Genomic DNA, 15702 nt, shown 5'->3' with positions numbered 1-15702 from the left:
CCGGATGCTTCCTACGGTCCCGTGCCTTCGATGCGAAAATCAGAAATTGCTGGGCTTTTCACAAAGCCCTACGCAATTCACTCAATACCCCGTCATCACCGCGAACGCGAGCGCGCCACCCGAGAGCACCAGAAGCACGAGGAACAGCGGCAGGATGAACTTGATCCACTGACCGAACCCCACGCGCGCCGTGGCGAGATACGCGAGCAGCATGCCCGACGTCGGCGTGATCATGTTCGTCAGTCCGCCGCCGAGCAGGAACGCCAGCACCGACGTCTGCGGGCTGACGCCCGAGAGTTGCGCAATCGGTCCGATGATCGGCATGCTCACTGCGGCTTTTCCCGAGACCGAGGGAATGAAGACGTCCAGCGCCATCTGCACGCCCATCAGTCCGTTCGCCACGGCCACCGCCGACTGTCCACGCACGGTGCGCGTGAAGTCGTTGATCAGCGTATCGAGCACATAGCTGCCATGCAAAATGATCTCGACGGATGCCGCCAGACCGATCAGCAATCCGGCGAGCATCATGCCCTTGAGACCCTCGACGAACGCATCCGCTGCGGTACGCGAATCGAGCCGCCCGACGACAGCCGTCACGAGACTCGTCAGCACGTAGAAGGCCGACAACTCCAGATTGCCCCACTTCAATTCGCGCGTGCCGTAGACAAGCATCGCGGCCGCCACAGCAAGAACAAGCAACGTCGCCTTATGACGCCCCGACAACCGCGCGTGCAAATGCGCCACCGTCGCCATCTGCGCGCGCGCCTCGCTTAACCGGTACTCGCTGCGATACACGTGCCACAGGAAATACGCGATGCCCAGCGCCAGAAACACCACAAACACCGCAATACGCAGACCGATCCCGGAGAACAACGGCAAGCCGACGAGCGGCTGCGCTACAGCGAGCGCCAGCGGGTTCGTCACTGACGCGATGTAACCGATCTTCGCGGCAATCGCCACCAGCGCGACAGCAAACAGATTCGACAATCCAAGACGGCGCGTGAGCACCATCACCATCGGAATGACAACGAGATATTCGGAGATGAAGCCGAGCAACGTGCTGCCCAGCGCGATCAGCACCATCAGCAACGGTGCGAGCACATACATGTTGCCGGACGTGAGTTGCAGCAGCCGGTCGATCCCTGCATCGATGGCCCCCGTCTTGCGCATGACGCCGAACATGCCACCGACGAACATCACCATGAAGATGAGCGGCGCGTTTTTCACTAGCCCTTGCGGCACCGAAAGAAACGCGGAGACGACGTTCGCCGGTTGCGCCTGCTCAGGCGTGCTGTGCGTCGCCTTCGGTGCGACAAGCATGCCGAGGTCGTGTGTCTTCGGCACCACTTCATACGTGCCCGGCACCACGAGCTTGCCGTCGCGTTCGAAGCGTCCGGCATCGACCCACCACGTCATCGCCACGGCCATCACGAGCACCCACAACATCATGACGACGGGGTGCAACATCTTGCCGTGCGGCTTCTCGGTGTGTCCCGCCGGCGGGTCCGGCAATTCGGAGTGCGGGGATGCGGAATGCCCGTCGACGGGTGTCGGCGCGAGTGCTGTCATATCTGTCCTGCCTGTTGTCTCTTGTTGTATTCGCGAAATGACGTCGCACCGCGCCTGAGGCAGTCGGCTACGCCACCTTGTTGACTTGCGCCTCGAACGAGGCGGGTGCGGCAGCGCCGCCCGTGTAACCCAGCTCAGCGGAAATCTGACGGCTGCACGCTTGCAGACGCTCCAGATAATCCGGAATCTCGATACGGCTAATGCGCGCTTCCGGCCCCGAAATCGAGAGGGCCGCAACGACCTCGCCGGACACATCGCGCACCGGCACCGCAATGGCGACGGCACCACTCGTGACTTCGCCCGCGCTCATCGCATAGCCTTTGCGAGTGACGGCGGCGAGTTCGTCCGCAAACGCCATGGCGTCGGCCGCGACCGGCACGTGCTTCATCCGCGCAAAAAACTCGTTGCGGATAGCGTCCTGCGAAAACGCGAGCAATAACTTGCCCGACGCCCCCGAACTGAGCGGACGACGATTGCCGACCGAGCCGACCGAGCGCACCTGATGCGTGGTCTCGCAACGTGCGACGCACACCGTTTCCAGCCCCTCGGGCACCCGCAGCACAACGGTCTCGTTGATCGCCTGATTGAGCGTCAGCATGTGCTTCTGCGCGGCTCGCACGAGAATGTTCTGCTGCGAGGCCGCTACCCCGATCACAAACGCCTGCGGACCGAGCGCATAGGTCGTCGTGCGCTCATCCTGCAATACGAAGCGGTTGTGCTCCAGCGTGCACAACATGCGATAGGTACGTGACTTGTTGATGCCCAGACGGTTGGACAACTCGGTCACGCCCAGCCCCGGGTGCTCCGCGACGAGCGAGAGCAGTTTCAGGGCGCTGTCGACGGAATCGACGATGTAGTTCATGGGATTTCCTTCGGGCTTGACTGCGAGCGGACCCACTGGGCGAGCGCAGCCGTGAACGTTTCCAGATTGCGCCCGAGCGTATCAAATCCTGCGTGCTTCACAAAGCGCGCCTCATCCATGTACAACGCGCGGTTGATTTCGATTTGCAGGCTCGAACGGCGACGGGCCGGATCGCTCACCGCTGTCAGCAGATCGCCGCCCTGATACGGCGTATTGACCTGCACCCGATAGCCCAGTTCGCGCAACTGGTCCGCGACCCACTGCGTGAACACCGGGTCGGACGTCGTGCCCAGCCGGTCGCTCACCACCATGTCGGGGCGCGCCGCCCCCTCGTCCACATTCATGGCGTTGCCGCGCGACTTCATCGAATGACAGTCGACGTGCCACAACGCGCCGTGACTTTCGTAAGCGTCCTGCGCCGCATCGATCAGTGCCTGACGGTACGGCAGGTAATAGGTATCGATGCGATGACGCACCTCCGCGACCGTCAGCTTCCGGTCGTACATGGGCACGCCCGGCAGCGCGTAGCGACGCAGCAGCCCCATGCCGCGCGCCGAGTACTTCTCCGGCGCAATCGGACCGGGCCAGGGCGCGTCGAGCATGTCGGCGTCGATGTCGGTGACGGCACGATTCGCGTCGATATACATGCGGGGGAAGTTCGCGGCGATGAGCGTGCCGCCGTGGCGCGGCACACATGCCCAAAGCTCATCGACGAAGGCGTCCCAGCCGGTGAGCAACGCTTCACGTGGCACCTGCGTGTGGAAGTCGTCCGGCATGCCGACGCCGCTATGCGGCGAGTCGAACACGATCGGTAATGTCACATCGGTCACATCGGACACATCGATCACGCCGGACGCGCCAGCGGCCGGACGCGTGACCACGCACGCTTCGCTGCGCGACGCGCAAATGTCTGCCGACGAAACCGTGTTGAGGTTCGCGACTTCGGCCTTGTTGTTTTCTTGCGTCACCATCAAAAATTTTTTCCGCGTTCCCACGACCGCTGACCGGTCGAAATCGCTGCCATCGAAACTCACGAATCCTTGTTGTTTTATTTATTAAAACAACGTATTGAAAATTAAACATCAAAAATTCGAGCCGGTCAATTGAGGAATCTGTCATCGACGCAGGAGATGACAAATACCTCATCGCCTATCACAGCGCAAGCCAATGCTATCAAGCATGTTTTAGTGATTGAAATACAAAAATCGGCAATCCCCTCTCCTCCCATCGGTCCGATTTTTTTCTCGGCGGTTGACGTGTTCAAAGCATCGACTCGATAATTTTCAAAACATTGTTTTAATTATTAAAACATTTGTAACAAACCGAATTTCACACAAACACCCGGAGGGGGGATATGAAGCACAAGACCTGGCCAATCGCTCGCGTGGCCGCCATGGGGATGGGATTGGCACTGACGGGGCTCAGCACGTCGGCGCTCGCGCAATCCAACGTCACGCTTTACGGCCTGATCGACAGCGGAATGACCTACGTCAGCAAAGTCGCAGGACCGACGGGGACTGCCACGGGTAGCCGATTCAGCGTGGACAGCGGTGATCTCCAGCAATCGCGCTGGGGCATGAAGGGGACGGAGGATCTCGGCGGCGGCCTGAAGGCGCTGTTCATTCTCGAAGGCGGCTTCTCGGTGGCGAACGGCACGTCCGGTCAGGGCAATCTGCCGCTCGGACGCACGTCCGTCGTGGGCCTGTCCAGTCCGTACGGTACGGTGCAGATCGGACGACGCAAGGACTACATCGACGAGATCGCCACCTGGTATTCGAGCGTCTACAACTTCGGCGTCTTCATCAACGGCGTTCACGACAACAACCTCGACCGCGTGGGCGGCAATCGCGCCAACAACTCGATCCGTTACGACACGCCGGACTTCCGCGGGCTGACCGCCAACGTGACGTACGGCTTCGGAGGCACTGCCGGTTCGATGGCCACGGGCCAATCGCTGGGCTTCGGCGCGAACTACAAGTACGGGGGTTTCGGTGTGGGCTTCGGCTACTGGCAGTCGCGTCTGGGCACGGGCACGGCAAGCACCAACACGTCGAGCGACGTCGGCGCCTCATCCGGTGCAGGCTGCGATCCGGCCTACGGCAATGCGGGTGCCGTGTGTATCCGCACGTGGATGGTCGGCACGAGCTACAAGTGGGATAAGGCACGCGTCTACGCGTCGTGGTCACGCACGCTGCAACCGCTGGCACGCTTCGGCGGCACTGCTGCCCCGCTCGCCACGACGTTCACCAGCGCGGCAAGCAGTGGCGCATTCGCGGCCGCCGGGTCGAACAACAACGCGACGAATGTCTTCGACGTGGGTGTGAACTACTGGGTACTGCCGAATCTGGAGCTGATCGGCGCAGTGCTGCACTCGCGCTATTCGTTCGTCGGCGCACCGGCGACGGGTCGCCTGCTGCAGTTCAACGTTGGTCTGGACTACTTCCTGTCCAAACGCACCGACATCTACACGTACTTCGCCAACCTGCGCGCAACCGACATGTACAACCCGGGCATCACCGGCGGCGCACCGGGACGCGACGCGACCCAAAACGCCATGACGATCGGCATGCGTCATACGTTCTGAGGCAGCATGAACTGAAGTAGGAAAGCGAAGGAAAACCGCCCCCTGCAACGGGGTGCGGCCGAGCTTTACCGGACATCAACGGGGAGGCGACTCCCCGTCGTCCCGGCAATCGCTCCCGGAACAGCGTGACGGCGCACCGCGCGCGTGCGCGGCATGTCCAGACGACGTGCCCTGACGTCCGAAGCCAATCTGCTGAAAAACACCGCCGCCGATCTCGAATCCGGTGGCGTAGTGATAAGCGGCAACGGTCGAACCGAGTGCCACCGACAGCAACAACAACGTACCCGTACGCCAGCGGCGTCGGACCGTGGAAGCCATGTCTCCTCCCTGTCAGAGGTCGGCCCGCTCGGAAGACGTCTGTCGCCGGTTCCCGGTGAACAGCACTCCGGCACTGCTACGTCTTGGCGGGGATCGAGTTTCCAGTCACTACTGAGTCTCGTTTTTTCGCGATTCTGCACGTGTCAGCCGTGAATTGTCACCCCGGCTATCCCTAAGACCGAGTATATATATCGTGATGTGATATATTTTTTGGTTTTCGGACACATCCCATTTCCCTGACGGCCGACTTATGACTGCATCGACTCCGCCGAACGCACCGATCACAAGCGACGCGCTGACCAAGAGCGATTTCGAAGCGCTCTCCGAGTTTCGTTATCGCCTGCGCCGCTTCCTCAATTTCAGCGAGACGGCGGCACGCGAAGGGGGCATCACGCCCCAGCAGTACCTGTTGTTGCTGCACGTCAAAGGTATCCCGGGACGCGAGTGGGCGTCTATCAGTGAATTGGCGGAGCGCCTGCAAGCGGTGCACCACAGCGTGGTGGCCCTCGTAGCCCGATGTGAAAAGGCCGGGCTCGTGACCCGCCGCCAGAACGAGAGCGACCGGCGCGTGGTCGAGGTGCATCTCTCGCCGACCGGTGAAGCCTGCCTCGCGAATCTGGCCGCGCAGCACCGCAACGAATTGAGCACGTTTGCGGACATCTTCCACATTCGTGGCGTTCATTTGTAATTCCCAGGACTGTCATGGCATCCGCTTCACAACCTACGACTCAACCGGCTTCTCTGCCTGCTTCTGCGCAGGCGTCGAACGCCCATCACTCACCGCTCGCGCCCATGGCCTTGCCGGAACACGCCCGCGACTTCGCGCGCGCGCCGGGACTGCCGCGCCTCATCGCACTGGCCGCCGTGATCGGTTTTTGCGGCGTGCCCGCCGCTTGGTTGCTGCTGAACCTGATTCAGGGCTTCACTAACCTCTTCTTCTATCAGACGCTCTCGTTCGCTCCGCACTCGCCCGCCGGTAACACGCTTGGCGCCGTGGTCATCGTGCTGCCAGTCATCGGCGGCCTGATCGTCGGTGCAATGGCGCGCTTCGGCAGCGACAAGATTCGTGGTCACGGTATTCCGGAAGCCATCGAAGCGATTCTCTTCGGCAAGAGCAAGATGTCGCCGCGCGTAGCCGTACTCAAACCGCTGTCGTCCGGCATCGTGATCGGCAGCGGCGGACCGTTCGGCGCGGAAGGTCCGATCATCATGACGGGCGGGGCCATCGGCTCGCTCATCGCGCAGTACTTTCACCTGAGCGCCGCCGAACGCAAGACGCTGCTCGTGGCCGGTGCCACGGCGGGCATGACGGCCGTGTTCGGCACGCCGGTCGCCGCCGTGCTGCTGGCTGTCGAACTGTTGCTGTTCGAATGGCGCCCGCGCAGTCTGCTGCCGGTGATCGTGGCGTGCGCCGTCGCCGGTTTCGCGCGTCCGTTGCTGCTCGAAGCCGGGCCGCTCTTCCCCATGACGACGCCCGCCGTCTCTCCGATTGCACTGGTCTCGTGCGTGATCGCGGGTGTGTGCGCCGGGTTGCTTTCAGCGGGGATGTCACGCGCCTTGTACGCCATCGAAGACGCGTTCCACAAGCTGCCGGTGCACTGGATGTGGTGGCCTGCCATCGGCGGCCTCGCCGTAGGCGTCGGCGGCTATCTCGAACCGCGCGCATTGGGCGTGGGCTATGACGTGATCGCCGACCTGCTCGCCGGTCACTTCACGCTGCATGCGGCCGCGGCGCTGCTGCTCGTCAAAGCGCTGATCTGGGCGATTGCGCTCGGCTCGTGCACCTCCGGCGGCGTGCTCGCCCCGCTGCTCATGATCGGTGCCGGCCTGGGGACTTTGCTCGCGCCGATTCTGCCCGGCGGCGACATCACGCTGTGGGCGCTCGTGTGTATGGCCGCCACGCTCGCGGGCGTGCTCGGTGCGCCGCTCACGGCCATCGTCTTCGCACTGGGCCTCACGCACGACGTCAACGCGCTGCTGCCGTTGTTGTTGACCTGTGGCGTGTCGTATGGCGTAACGATCTGGATCATGCCCCGCTCGATCATGACGGAGAAGATTGCGCGGCGTGGGCGTCACATCCACCGCGAATACGGCGTCGATCCACTGGAGCGTCTGCACGTCGGCGAGTTGATGACACGCGAGCCGGAAGCCCTTGTCGCCGATATGACCATCGACGAAGCCGCACAACGGGCGTTCGGGGCAACGCAACGTCACCGCGCCTATCCGGTGATCGATGCGTCGCGCGCCGTACTCGGCATGGTCGACCGTCAGGCGCTTACGCGGGCACAGGAACAAGGTCTGCAAACGCTGGGCCAGCTGTACGGCGTGAATCCACCGCTTGTCGCCTTGCCGTCGGAGACCGGACGCATCGTGTCCGCCCGCTTCGCCGCGCACCATCTGGAGCGTCTGCCGGTGGTGAGCGACGCCACCTCGCGCAAGCTCGTCGGCATCATCAGCCGTAGCGACCTCGTCAAACCGGCTGAACACTGGCGCTCGGAAGAGGAAGTGCGCGAGCGCATGCTGCACCTCGGGCGCAAACGTCGCTGAGCATTATCGCTCGCATACGTGAAATACCGGGCGCGCGTCGACACCATTGACGCGCGCCCGGCCGTTGATCCACCATCGGGGCCTCCTCCCACCGAATGCGCACCGGCGCGTGCGCCTCTGCCCGATGGCGACGTCCCGATCCTCCAAAGCTTCGTCCTCCGCAACAACGCCGTCCAAAGCTCCCGACACGCGCATTCGCATCGGCGTCGGCGGCTGGAACTTCGCGCCGTGGCAAGGCACGTTCTATCCCGAGAAGTGGCCCAAGCGTCGTGAGCTCGAATACGCAAGCCGTCACCTCACGTCCATCGAAATCAACAGTACGTTTTACGGCTCGCAAAAGCCCGCGACATTCCGCAGCTGGTTCGACGAAACGCCGGACGATTTCGTGTTCTCGGTCAAGGCGTCGCGCTACGCGACGCACCGGCGCGTGCTGGGGGAGGCAGGTGAATCCGTGGCGCGTTTCTTCGATAGCGGCGTGTTGGAACTCGGCAAGAAGCTCGGCCCGGTGAACTGGCAATTTGCGCCGACGAAACAGTTCGACGCCGAAGACTTCGAGCATTTTCTGAACTTGCTGCCGACGTCCGCGAACGGGCACACGATTCGCCACGCTCTGGAAGTCCGTCACGAGTCCTTTGCCGTACCTGAGTTCGTCGCGCTTGCGCGCAAGTACAAGATGGCCATCGTGCTCGCCGGTGATGCCAAATTCCCGTGCATCGCCGACGTCAGCGCGCCCTTCGTCTACGCACGCCTCATGGGCACCGAGGAACGCTACAAACTCGGCTACGCGCCTAAAGCCATGACGCAGTGGCTCGACCGTGCGACCACGTTCGCGAACGGCGGCGTTCCCGACGATCTCGACACCGTGGCCAAAGCCCCACCGAAGGCCAAGCATCGCGACGTCTTTCTCTATGTCATCAGCGGCTTCAAGGAACGCAACCCGGCCGCTGCGATGGCGATGATCGAGGCACTCGCCAAGCGCAAATAAAAACGCGGCGCACGAGGCGCCGCGTCGGTACAGCCTACAGCCACTACGGTCAATCGATTAGCCGCGTACGCTTTCCATGTCAGTGCATCGCGGCCGAGTTGCGGGCCTCGCTGGCGCTCTGTGCCGGGCGGTTGCCGCTCGAACGCTCCCATGCGTTCTTGGCGAGCAGCGCGACCGTCGCGATCACGGCCGGAATCGCGAGTAGCGAGAACGTGGCCGAAAAGCCGAGGTGACGACGCACCAGTTCGGCACCAAGCAGCGCGCCGGCGATGCCGCCGAAGCGTCCGATACCTAGCATCCAGGCCACGCCGGTCGCACGACCGTTCGTCGGATAGAACATCGCCGCCAGCGACGGCATAGACGATTGCGCGCCGTTCATCGCCGTGCCCGCGAGGAAGATCAGCGTCACCAGCATGCCGATGTTGCCGATCGCCTGTCCGACGGCATAGACCAGCACAGCAGTCAGCGCGTAGCCCACGGCCACGACCTTCTGCGCGTTGAACTTGTCCATCAGCCAGCCCGACAGAATCGTGCCGATGCCGCCGCCGAGCGGGAACAGCGCCGTGATCAGCGCAGCGCGCTCGATCGTGAAGCCCGCGTCCTTGAACAGAATCGGCATCCAGCTCGTGAGCAGATAGAAGATCACCAGCCCCATGAAGTAGGTGACCCACAGCATCAGCGAACCGAAACCGTATTGCTTGGACAGCACCACACCCATCGCCGAACCGGCGCGCTTCGGTGCGGCTTCCACGACGGTAAATGCGCCGACGTCATCGAGCGACTCGCCAGAGATGCGCGACAGAATGCGACGCACCCGCTCCACTGGCTTCTGCTTGACCACGAGAAACTTCACCGACTCCGGCAGGCAGACGATCAGCAGCACCGACAGCACCAACGGCAGCACGCCGCCCAGCACCAGCACGCTATGCCAGCCGAAGTGCGGAATCAGCCAGGAGGCGACGAACCCGCCGACCGATGCGCCCAGTGGAAAGCCGCAGAACATGGTGTTGACGATCACCGCACGGCGCGCTTCCGGCGCGTACTCGGAAATCAGCGTCACGGCGTTGGGCATGGCAGCCCCCAGACCGAGGCCCGTCAGAAAGCGCAGCACGGTCAGCGTCTGGAGATCCTGTGCGAACGCCGTCGCAAGACTGGCAATGCCGAAGAACACTACTGACAACACGAGCATCGTCTTGCGACCGACCTTGTCGGCGAGCGGTCCGGCGAAGATTGCACCACCCGCCAGGCCGAAGAGCGCCGCCGAGAGTACCGGGCCGAGCGAGCCCTTGTCGATGTGCCATTGCTGCACCAGCGACGGTGCGATGTAACCGATGGCCGCCGTGTCGAATCCGTCAATGGCCACGATGAAGAAACACAGGATCAGCACCAGCCACTGATAGCCGGAAAATCGCTGTGCGTTGATGTAGGCGGGCACGTCCACCGTGCGCGGTTGATTCATGACGCTGTCTCCTCGGGGCGATGCCGCCCCGTTGTTCATTCCATTATTTTTTTGAAATCGTCGCCGCCGGTGCGCGCCCGGATGTCGGGGGTGGCGCGCATGACAATGACCGGGGTGTCCGGCACGATGGCTGCTCGCCGTCTTGATGCGGCATTGCAGCGAAGCGGATTTCTGCCGCTAATGTACGTCCTTACCTTGCCTGTCGAAATGATCTTTCGTCAAGCCATCCATAACGGGCAGTTATGGATGGTCTGACACCCGCAACGCTCAGGCCAGCGGCAGCCCGACGTAATTCTCTGCCAGCATGAGCGACGCGGCGCGCGAGCTGACCACGTACTCCAGCTCCGAGCGCTGCATCTGCTGCTCGAACGGCGTGGCATCGTCGATCCGGTGCAGCATGCGCGTCATCCAGTACGAGAAATGCTCTGCGCGCCAGATGCGTTTAAGCGCCGCCTCCGAATAGCCTTGCAACCCGGTTTCACTGTCGCGATGAAAGAAGTCATCGAGCGCACGCGCCAGACGCCACACGTCCGCCACCGCCAGATTCATCCCCTTCGCGCCGGTCGGCGGCACGATGTGAGCCGCGTCGCCCGCCAGGAACAGACGGCCGTACTGCATCGGCGTCGCCACGAAGCTGCGCATTGCCACCACGTTCTTCTGGAAGATCGGCCCTTCCGTAAGACGCCAGCCGTCGTCGCTCTCGGTGCGCGCGTGCAGTTCTTCCCAGATGCGCGCGTCGCTCCATTCCTCCGCGCGCTCATTCGGATCGCACTGGAAGTACATGCGTTGCACCGTGGGCGAGCGGGTGCTGATGAGCGCAAAGCCACGCTCGTGCGCGGCATAGATCAGTTCGTCCGACGACGGCGGGGCCTCGACCAGCACGCCGAACCAGCCGAACGGGTACACGCGCTGGTATTCCTTGCGCACCGAGGCGGGCATCGCCGGGCGGCACACGCCGTGGAAGCCGTCGCAGCCCGCGATGAAGTCGCACGTGAGTCGGCGCGTCTGTCCGCCCACCGTGAATTGCACACTCGGTTGCGTGCTATCGATGTCGTGCACCGAGACGTCGGACACGTCGAACAGAATCTCACCCTGCGCCGCTTCTCGTGCGGCGATCAGATCCTTGATGACTTCGTGCTGCGCGTAGACGGTAATCGCGCGGCCGGTCAGCTCCGTGAGTGCGATGCGGTGACGCTGTCCACCAAACGCCAGCTCGACGCCGTGGTGCACCGCGCCTTCGCGACGCATGCGTTCACCCACGCCGGTCTCGTTCAGGATATCCATCGTACCCTGCTCAAGCACGCCAGCGCGAATCGTCGATTCGACGGCTTCACGCGAGCGCGATTCGAGCACGATGGACTCGATGCCTTGCAGATGCAGCAGATGGGACAGCAGCAGGCCGGCGGGACCGGCACCGACGATAACGACGGGGTAATGGGTGCGCATGAGTTGTCTCCTTTCATTGCACCGCCCGCGTCCGGCACACCTGCGCCGGACATCTCGTGACAGGAAATTCGCATGTCGACGGATTGCATTTCTTGGATGCTTCACGCCGACCGCCCCCACTTAGGACTGCGCGTAAACGAGCATGTCCGAAGTCATTTTGATGCCTTGTCACGAGGGGCGAATGCGTCATATCTTATGGAGCGCGCGCGTCGCGTTGAATGGATGAATCGACGACTTTCTTGTACTTTTTCGACAACCTAGACCAAGGGAAAACCAGTATGTCAGGCGCGTCATCCCGGCTGCGCGCGGCGCGCGAGACGATTCCGGAATTCTCGTTGTATGGCGAGTTGACCGAAACCGACAGCGGCGACTTCGTCCATATCGAATGGATCGAAACACGCAGCCGCCTTTACGACTGGCATATCGATACGCATCGCCATCTGGGACTGTTCCAGGTGCTCGCGATTTTCGAGGGGACGGTGGAAGCCAACGTCGACGACGCGACGTGGGAAGTCGAGGGGCCGGCCGTCATCACGGTGCATCCGTCTGCCGTACACAACTTCCGATTCTCGCGCGGGGCGCATGGCTTCGTGCTCACGATGGCGCAGAGCGTGCCGTTCGACGCTGCCATCGGGGCGGATGCCGACATGGCGTCGCTGCTACGAAAGCCGTGGCTGTTCCCGCTGGCCGACGCGCCGCAGACACGCGACCGTCTCTACACGCTGCTGGGCCTCATCATGGACGAGTTCTCGCGCCCGCAACTGGGGCACGCGGAGATGGTCGGATGGCTCACACGCAGCGTGCTGCTGTTGCTCGCCCGTCTGCATGCGCATCACGATTCGGCCACGCGCACGGGACGTACCGAACTGGATCTGTTCGCGCGCTTTCGCGCGTTGGTGGAGTCGCACTACACCGAAGCGTGGGCGGTGCCGGCTTACGCGGAACGGCTGCATGTGACGGAGAGCAAGCTCAACCGTCTGTGCCGACGCATCTCGGGAAAATCGGCGTTCGATCTGGTACAGGACCGATTGATGCTGGAGGCGCGACGCAAGCTGATTTACATCCCCGCGCCAGTCTCTCACGTGGCCTACGAACTGGGGTTTCAGGACCCCGCCTACTTCTGCCGCGTGTTCAAGCGGCACGTCGGTGTCACGCCGTCGGCCTTCCGGCGAACGGCGCAACACGCGCATCTGGGCGACGAGGCCGACCTTGCGGCGGATCTCGTCGCCGCCATCACAGAATAATCAGCCGCGCAGGAAGGTCAGCAACGCCTCGGTGACGGCCGGTGCACACTCGATGTTCGAGAGATGTGCGCCCGGCACAATGACCTGCTTCGCGCCGGGGATGCGCTCGACCATCGCGGTCGACATCGCAGGCGGCGTTGCCAGATCGCCCGAGCCGGTGATGACCAGCGTCGGCGCAGTGATCGCAGCGATCTCGTCCAGCTGATTCATGTCGCGTACCGCTGCGCAAGCCGCCGCATACCCGTTAGGCGCGAGCGAGCGGAACATCGCCTTCATGCGCTCGACGGTCGCGCCCTCGCGCTCGGCGAACTCAGGCGTAAACCAGCGCGAGACCACTGCGTCGGTCACGGCGTTCATGCCGTCGGCCTGCACGGCGCGAATCCGGCCATTCCACACGTCTTCCGCACCGATATGGGCCGACGAGCAGACAATGGCGAGACGATTCAGACGCTGCGGCGCGTGAATGCCCAGCCACATGCCCGTCATCCCGCCCATCGATACGCCCGCGAGGCTCGCACGCTCGATGTCGAGCGCGTCGAGCAATGCGACGACATCGCGTCCCAACTGGTCGATGACATACGGTCCCGGCGTGACGGACGAGCCGCCGTGCCCCCGCGTGTCGTAGCGAATCACACGGAACTCGCGCGCGAGCGCAGGCACTTGCGGCGCCCACATGTCGAGCGTCGTGCCCAGCGAGTTGGACAACACCAGCGCAGGTGCATGGTCGTCGCCGTCGATGGCGACGCGCAGTTGGGCATCGCCCACGTCGATCAGACGTTCTACCGTCATTTGCGTCTTCTCCTCAGGCTGTCTTCTCGTTACCCGCATTGGGTACGCGCGTGGTCGATCCCGGCTCGGCGGCTTCCATCTCCGCGAAGACTTTCTCGGCATCGTGAATCGCCTGATTGGCGGCGGGCAGCCCGGCGTACAGCGCGGCGTGCATGAACAGTTCCTTCATTTCCTCGCGCGTCACGCCGTTGTTGAACGCCGCGCGCACGTGCATGCGGAATTCGTCGCCGCGATTAAGCGCGATGAGCAGCGACAGCGTGATCATGCTGCGCATGTGACGTGTGAGGCCCGGGCGCGTCCAGATGTCGCCCCAGGCGAAGCGCGTGATGAAGTTCTGGAAGTCGTCGTTGAAGTCGTTGCGGCGCGTGAGCGTGCGGTCGACGTGTGCATCGCCGAGCACTCCGCGTCGCACTTGCATGCCGTTGTCGTAGCGTTCCTGATCGTTCATTGGGATGTCCTGCCGTGTTGGGTTGACGGCACCGCCGCGTCTGCGAGTGCGAGCACCTGGCTCACAAACGTATCGGCAGCGCCAAGATAGTGTTGCGGGTCCGTCAGACGTTCGAGGGCTTCGGCAGACAGCACTCGCGTGATCTCGGTGTCTTCACGCAGGACATCGAGCAGATGGCGCTGCTGCACGAGCGCGTCGCGACAACGCGCTTCCACGCGACGATGCGCTTCGAGCCGTCCCATCGACTCGCCTAGCGCCATCGTCACGGCTTCGGCCATGATGAGTCCGTGCGTGACGTCGAGATTGGCGCGCATGCGTGCGGTATCGACCGTCCAGTCATCCACGAGCGTGCGCGCCGTCGCCAGCGCGCCGCCGCACAGCATGAGCAGTTCGGGCAACGTTTCCCACTCGGCGTGCCAGGTGCCCAGCCCGCGCTCGTGGTCCTGCTGCATAGCGGAGAACAACGTCGCAACGAGTTGTGGCGTGCGTGCAGCGGCCGCGAGGATGGCCGCACAGCCGACCGGGTTGCGCTTGTGCGGCATGGTGGACGAGCCGCCGCGTCCCGCGCCGGAGGCTTCGGCAATCTCGCCGACTTCCGTCTGGGTCAGCAGCGCCGTGTCGCGCGCGAACTTGCCGAGCGAGCCGGTCAGCGTCGCCGCCCAACTGCCCACGCGCACGATGCGATCGCGTTGACCATGCCACGGCGTCGCGCCTTCCGACAGACCGAGATGACGCGCGAGCGCCGCCGCGACCGCCGGGCCTTGCGTGCCAAGCGACGCCAGCGTGCCTGCCGCGCCACCGAACTGCACGCAGAGCACCTGTTCGCGCACGGCGGCGAGGTCGGCGCGCGCGCGCAACAAAGCGTCGAGCGTGCCAGCGAGCTTCAGACCGAAGGTGATCGGCAACGCATGCTGAAGCCACGTGCGGCCGATCATGACCGTCGCACGATGTTGTCGGACTTGTTCGGCGAGCGCTGCGATCAGCGCGTCGAGATCTGCGCCGAGGTCGTCGAGCGCACCGCGCACTTGCAGGATGAGGCCGGTATCGATGGCGTCCTGACTGGTCGCGCCCCAATGGACGAAGCGGGCGGCATCGGCGTCGTGCGTCTTCACGCGCGCCGTCAGTTGCTTGACCAGCGGAATGGCGAGGTTGCCCGCGCAGGCGGCAGCGTCGCGCAAGGCCATCCAGTCGAGATCGCCCGCACGCGCGGCCGCGGTGATCGGGGCGACGGCGGCGGCCGGGATCAGGCCGACTTCGGCTTCGGCAGCGGCGAGTGCCACTTCGAAGTCGAGCATGCCCTGCAATGTGGCGTCGCGGGAGAATCGCGCCGACACGGCAGCGCCGCGCAGTAGAGAGTCAAGCAGTTCCGTCATCAGAGAATTCGATGCGTTGCAACAATGCAGATACGGCCACGGGCTGCCGGCATTCGCATGCCGGCAGCCCGAAGCCGC

14 protein-coding genes are annotated in these 15702 nt (G+C 63.5%); 5 read left to right on the top strand and 9 right to left on the bottom strand.

Annotated features, from left to right (window positions below):
- Positions 1-81: 81 nt before the first annotated feature.
- The 3 genes from PAQ31011_RS20530 to PAQ31011_RS20520 all read right to left on the bottom strand — a co-directional run bounded on the left by PAQ31011_RS20530 (position 82) and on the right by PAQ31011_RS20520 (position 3402).
- Positions 82-1569 (bottom strand): YfcC family protein, encoded by a 1488-nt coding sequence (locus PAQ31011_RS20530; RefSeq protein ID WP_150577574.1) that lies wholly within the window; start codon positions 1567-1569, stop codon positions 82-84.
- 67 nt (positions 1570-1636) lie between these two features.
- Complete coding sequence (locus PAQ31011_RS20525; protein ID WP_150577573.1) at positions 1637-2431, bottom strand: IclR family transcriptional regulator; 795 nt, start codon at positions 2429-2431, stop codon at positions 1637-1639.
- On the bottom strand, positions 2428-3402 hold the full coding sequence (locus PAQ31011_RS20520) for an N-formylglutamate amidohydrolase (RefSeq protein WP_150577572.1): 975 nt from the start codon (positions 3400-3402) through the stop codon (positions 2428-2430). The genes PAQ31011_RS20525 and PAQ31011_RS20520 overlap by 4 nt, the downstream gene beginning before the upstream one ends.
- Positions 3403-3785: 383 nt before the next feature.
- On the opposite strand from PAQ31011_RS20520, the gene PAQ31011_RS20515 reads away from it, so the two are divergent.
- Entirely contained in the window at positions 3786-5015 is a 1230-nt protein-coding gene (locus PAQ31011_RS20515; RefSeq protein WP_150577571.1) for a porin, read from the top strand.
- 75 nt (positions 5016-5090) lie between these two features.
- Here PAQ31011_RS20515 and PAQ31011_RS20510 read toward each other — a convergent pair whose 3' ends face one another.
- On the bottom strand, positions 5091-5333 hold the full coding sequence (locus tag PAQ31011_RS20510; protein ID WP_039400430.1) for a hypothetical protein: 243 nt from the start codon (positions 5331-5333) through the stop codon (positions 5091-5093).
- Positions 5334-5583: 250 nt separating this feature from the next.
- On the opposite strand from PAQ31011_RS20510, the gene PAQ31011_RS20505 reads away from it, so the two are divergent.
- The 3 genes from PAQ31011_RS20505 to PAQ31011_RS20495 all read left to right on the top strand — a co-directional run bounded on the left by PAQ31011_RS20505 (position 5584) and on the right by PAQ31011_RS20495 (position 8865).
- Positions 5584-6021: a MarR family winged helix-turn-helix transcriptional regulator gene (locus tag PAQ31011_RS20505; protein WP_150577570.1), complete on the top strand. Its 438-nt coding sequence runs from the start codon at positions 5584-5586 to the stop codon at positions 6019-6021.
- A 104-nt stretch (positions 6022-6125) separates the two neighbouring features.
- Positions 6126-7880: a chloride channel protein gene (locus PAQ31011_RS20500; protein ID WP_150577731.1), complete on the top strand. Its 1755-nt coding sequence runs from the start codon at positions 6126-6128 to the stop codon at positions 7878-7880.
- 124 nt (positions 7881-8004) lie between these two features.
- Entirely contained in the window at positions 8005-8865 is an 861-nt protein-coding gene (locus PAQ31011_RS20495) for a DUF72 domain-containing protein (protein ID WP_150577569.1), read from the top strand.
- A 79-nt stretch (positions 8866-8944) separates the two neighbouring features.
- On the opposite strand, the gene PAQ31011_RS20490 is transcribed toward PAQ31011_RS20495, so the two are convergent.
- Positions 8945-10324, bottom strand: a complete 1380-nt coding sequence (locus PAQ31011_RS20490) for an MFS transporter (protein WP_150577568.1) — start codon at positions 10322-10324, stop codon at positions 8945-8947.
- Between the two features lie 267 nt (positions 10325-10591).
- Positions 10592-11770, bottom strand: coding sequence for a 4-hydroxybenzoate 3-monooxygenase (gene pobA / locus PAQ31011_RS20485; protein ID WP_150577567.1), 1179 nt, complete (start codon positions 11768-11770; stop codon positions 10592-10594).
- Between the two features lie 278 nt (positions 11771-12048).
- Here pobA and PAQ31011_RS20480 point away from each other — a divergent pair, with 278 nt between their 5' ends.
- Complete coding sequence (locus tag PAQ31011_RS20480) at positions 12049-13014, top strand: helix-turn-helix domain-containing protein (RefSeq protein WP_174990215.1); 966 nt, start codon at positions 12049-12051, stop codon at positions 13012-13014.
- Here the strand turns inward: PAQ31011_RS20480 and pcaD are convergent, their stop codons facing one another.
- The 3 genes from pcaD to PAQ31011_RS20465 are packed head-to-tail and all read right to left on the bottom strand — an operon-like array spanning position 13015 to position 15627.
- Entirely contained in the window at positions 13015-13803 is a 789-nt protein-coding gene (gene pcaD, locus PAQ31011_RS20475; RefSeq protein ID WP_150577565.1) for a 3-oxoadipate enol-lactonase, read from the bottom strand.
- A 13-nt stretch (positions 13804-13816) separates the two neighbouring features.
- Positions 13817-14251, bottom strand: a complete 435-nt coding sequence (pcaC, locus tag PAQ31011_RS20470; protein ID WP_150577564.1) for a 4-carboxymuconolactone decarboxylase — start codon at positions 14249-14251, stop codon at positions 13817-13819.
- On the bottom strand, positions 14248-15627 hold the full coding sequence (locus tag PAQ31011_RS20465) for a 3-carboxy-cis,cis-muconate cycloisomerase (RefSeq protein ID WP_484549343.1): 1380 nt from the start codon (positions 15625-15627) through the stop codon (positions 14248-14250). Before PAQ31011_RS20465 ends, pcaC begins: the two co-directional genes overlap by 4 nt.
- Positions 15628-15702 lie beyond the last annotated feature (75 nt).

The sequence above is a fragment of the Pandoraea aquatica genome, from assembly GCF_902459565.1.
Classification (GTDB): domain Bacteria; phylum Pseudomonadota; class Gammaproteobacteria; order Burkholderiales; family Burkholderiaceae; genus Pandoraea; species Pandoraea aquatica.
Note: the sequence above shows the minus strand (reverse complement) of the source record. Positions and strands in the feature narration are given on the sequence as shown.

Excerpts from the sequence above, each read along its gene's own strand:
- PAQ31011_RS20495 (WP_150577569.1), top strand. The coding sequence starts at position 8,005 with ATGGCGACGTCCCGATCCTCCAAAGCTTCGTCCTCCGCAACAACGCCG.
- PAQ31011_RS20530 (WP_150577574.1), bottom strand. The coding sequence starts at position 1,569 with ATGACAGCACTCGCGCCGACACCCGTCGACGGGCATTCCGCATCCCCG.
- PAQ31011_RS20520 (WP_150577572.1), bottom strand. The coding sequence starts at position 3,402 with ATGGTGACGCAAGAAAACAACAAGGCCGAAGTCGCGAACCTCAACACG.
- pobA (WP_150577567.1), bottom strand. The coding sequence starts at position 11,770 with ATGCGCACCCATTACCCCGTCGTTATCGTCGGTGCCGGTCCCGCCGGC.
- PAQ31011_RS20505 (WP_150577570.1), top strand. The coding sequence starts at position 5,584 with ATGACTGCATCGACTCCGCCGAACGCACCGATCACAAGCGACGCGCTG.
- PAQ31011_RS20525 (WP_150577573.1), bottom strand. The coding sequence starts at position 2,431 with ATGAACTACATCGTCGATTCCGTCGACAGCGCCCTGAAACTGCTCTCG.
- pcaC (WP_150577564.1), bottom strand. The coding sequence starts at position 14,251 with ATGAACGATCAGGAACGCTACGACAACGGCATGCAAGTGCGACGCGGA.
- PAQ31011_RS20500 (WP_150577731.1), top strand. The coding sequence starts at position 6,126 with ATGGCCTTGCCGGAACACGCCCGCGACTTCGCGCGCGCGCCGGGACTG.
- PAQ31011_RS20480 (WP_174990215.1), top strand. The coding sequence starts at position 12,049 with ATGTCAGGCGCGTCATCCCGGCTGCGCGCGGCGCGCGAGACGATTCCG.
- PAQ31011_RS20490 (WP_150577568.1), bottom strand. The coding sequence starts at position 10,324 with ATGAATCAACCGCGCACGGTGGACGTGCCCGCCTACATCAACGCACAG.
- PAQ31011_RS20510 (WP_039400430.1), bottom strand. The coding sequence starts at position 5,333 with ATGGCTTCCACGGTCCGACGCCGCTGGCGTACGGGTACGTTGTTGTTG.
- pcaD (WP_150577565.1), bottom strand. The coding sequence starts at position 13,803 with ATGACGGTAGAACGTCTGATCGACGTGGGCGATGCCCAACTGCGCGTC.
- PAQ31011_RS20515 (WP_150577571.1), top strand. The coding sequence starts at position 3,786 with ATGAAGCACAAGACCTGGCCAATCGCTCGCGTGGCCGCCATGGGGATG.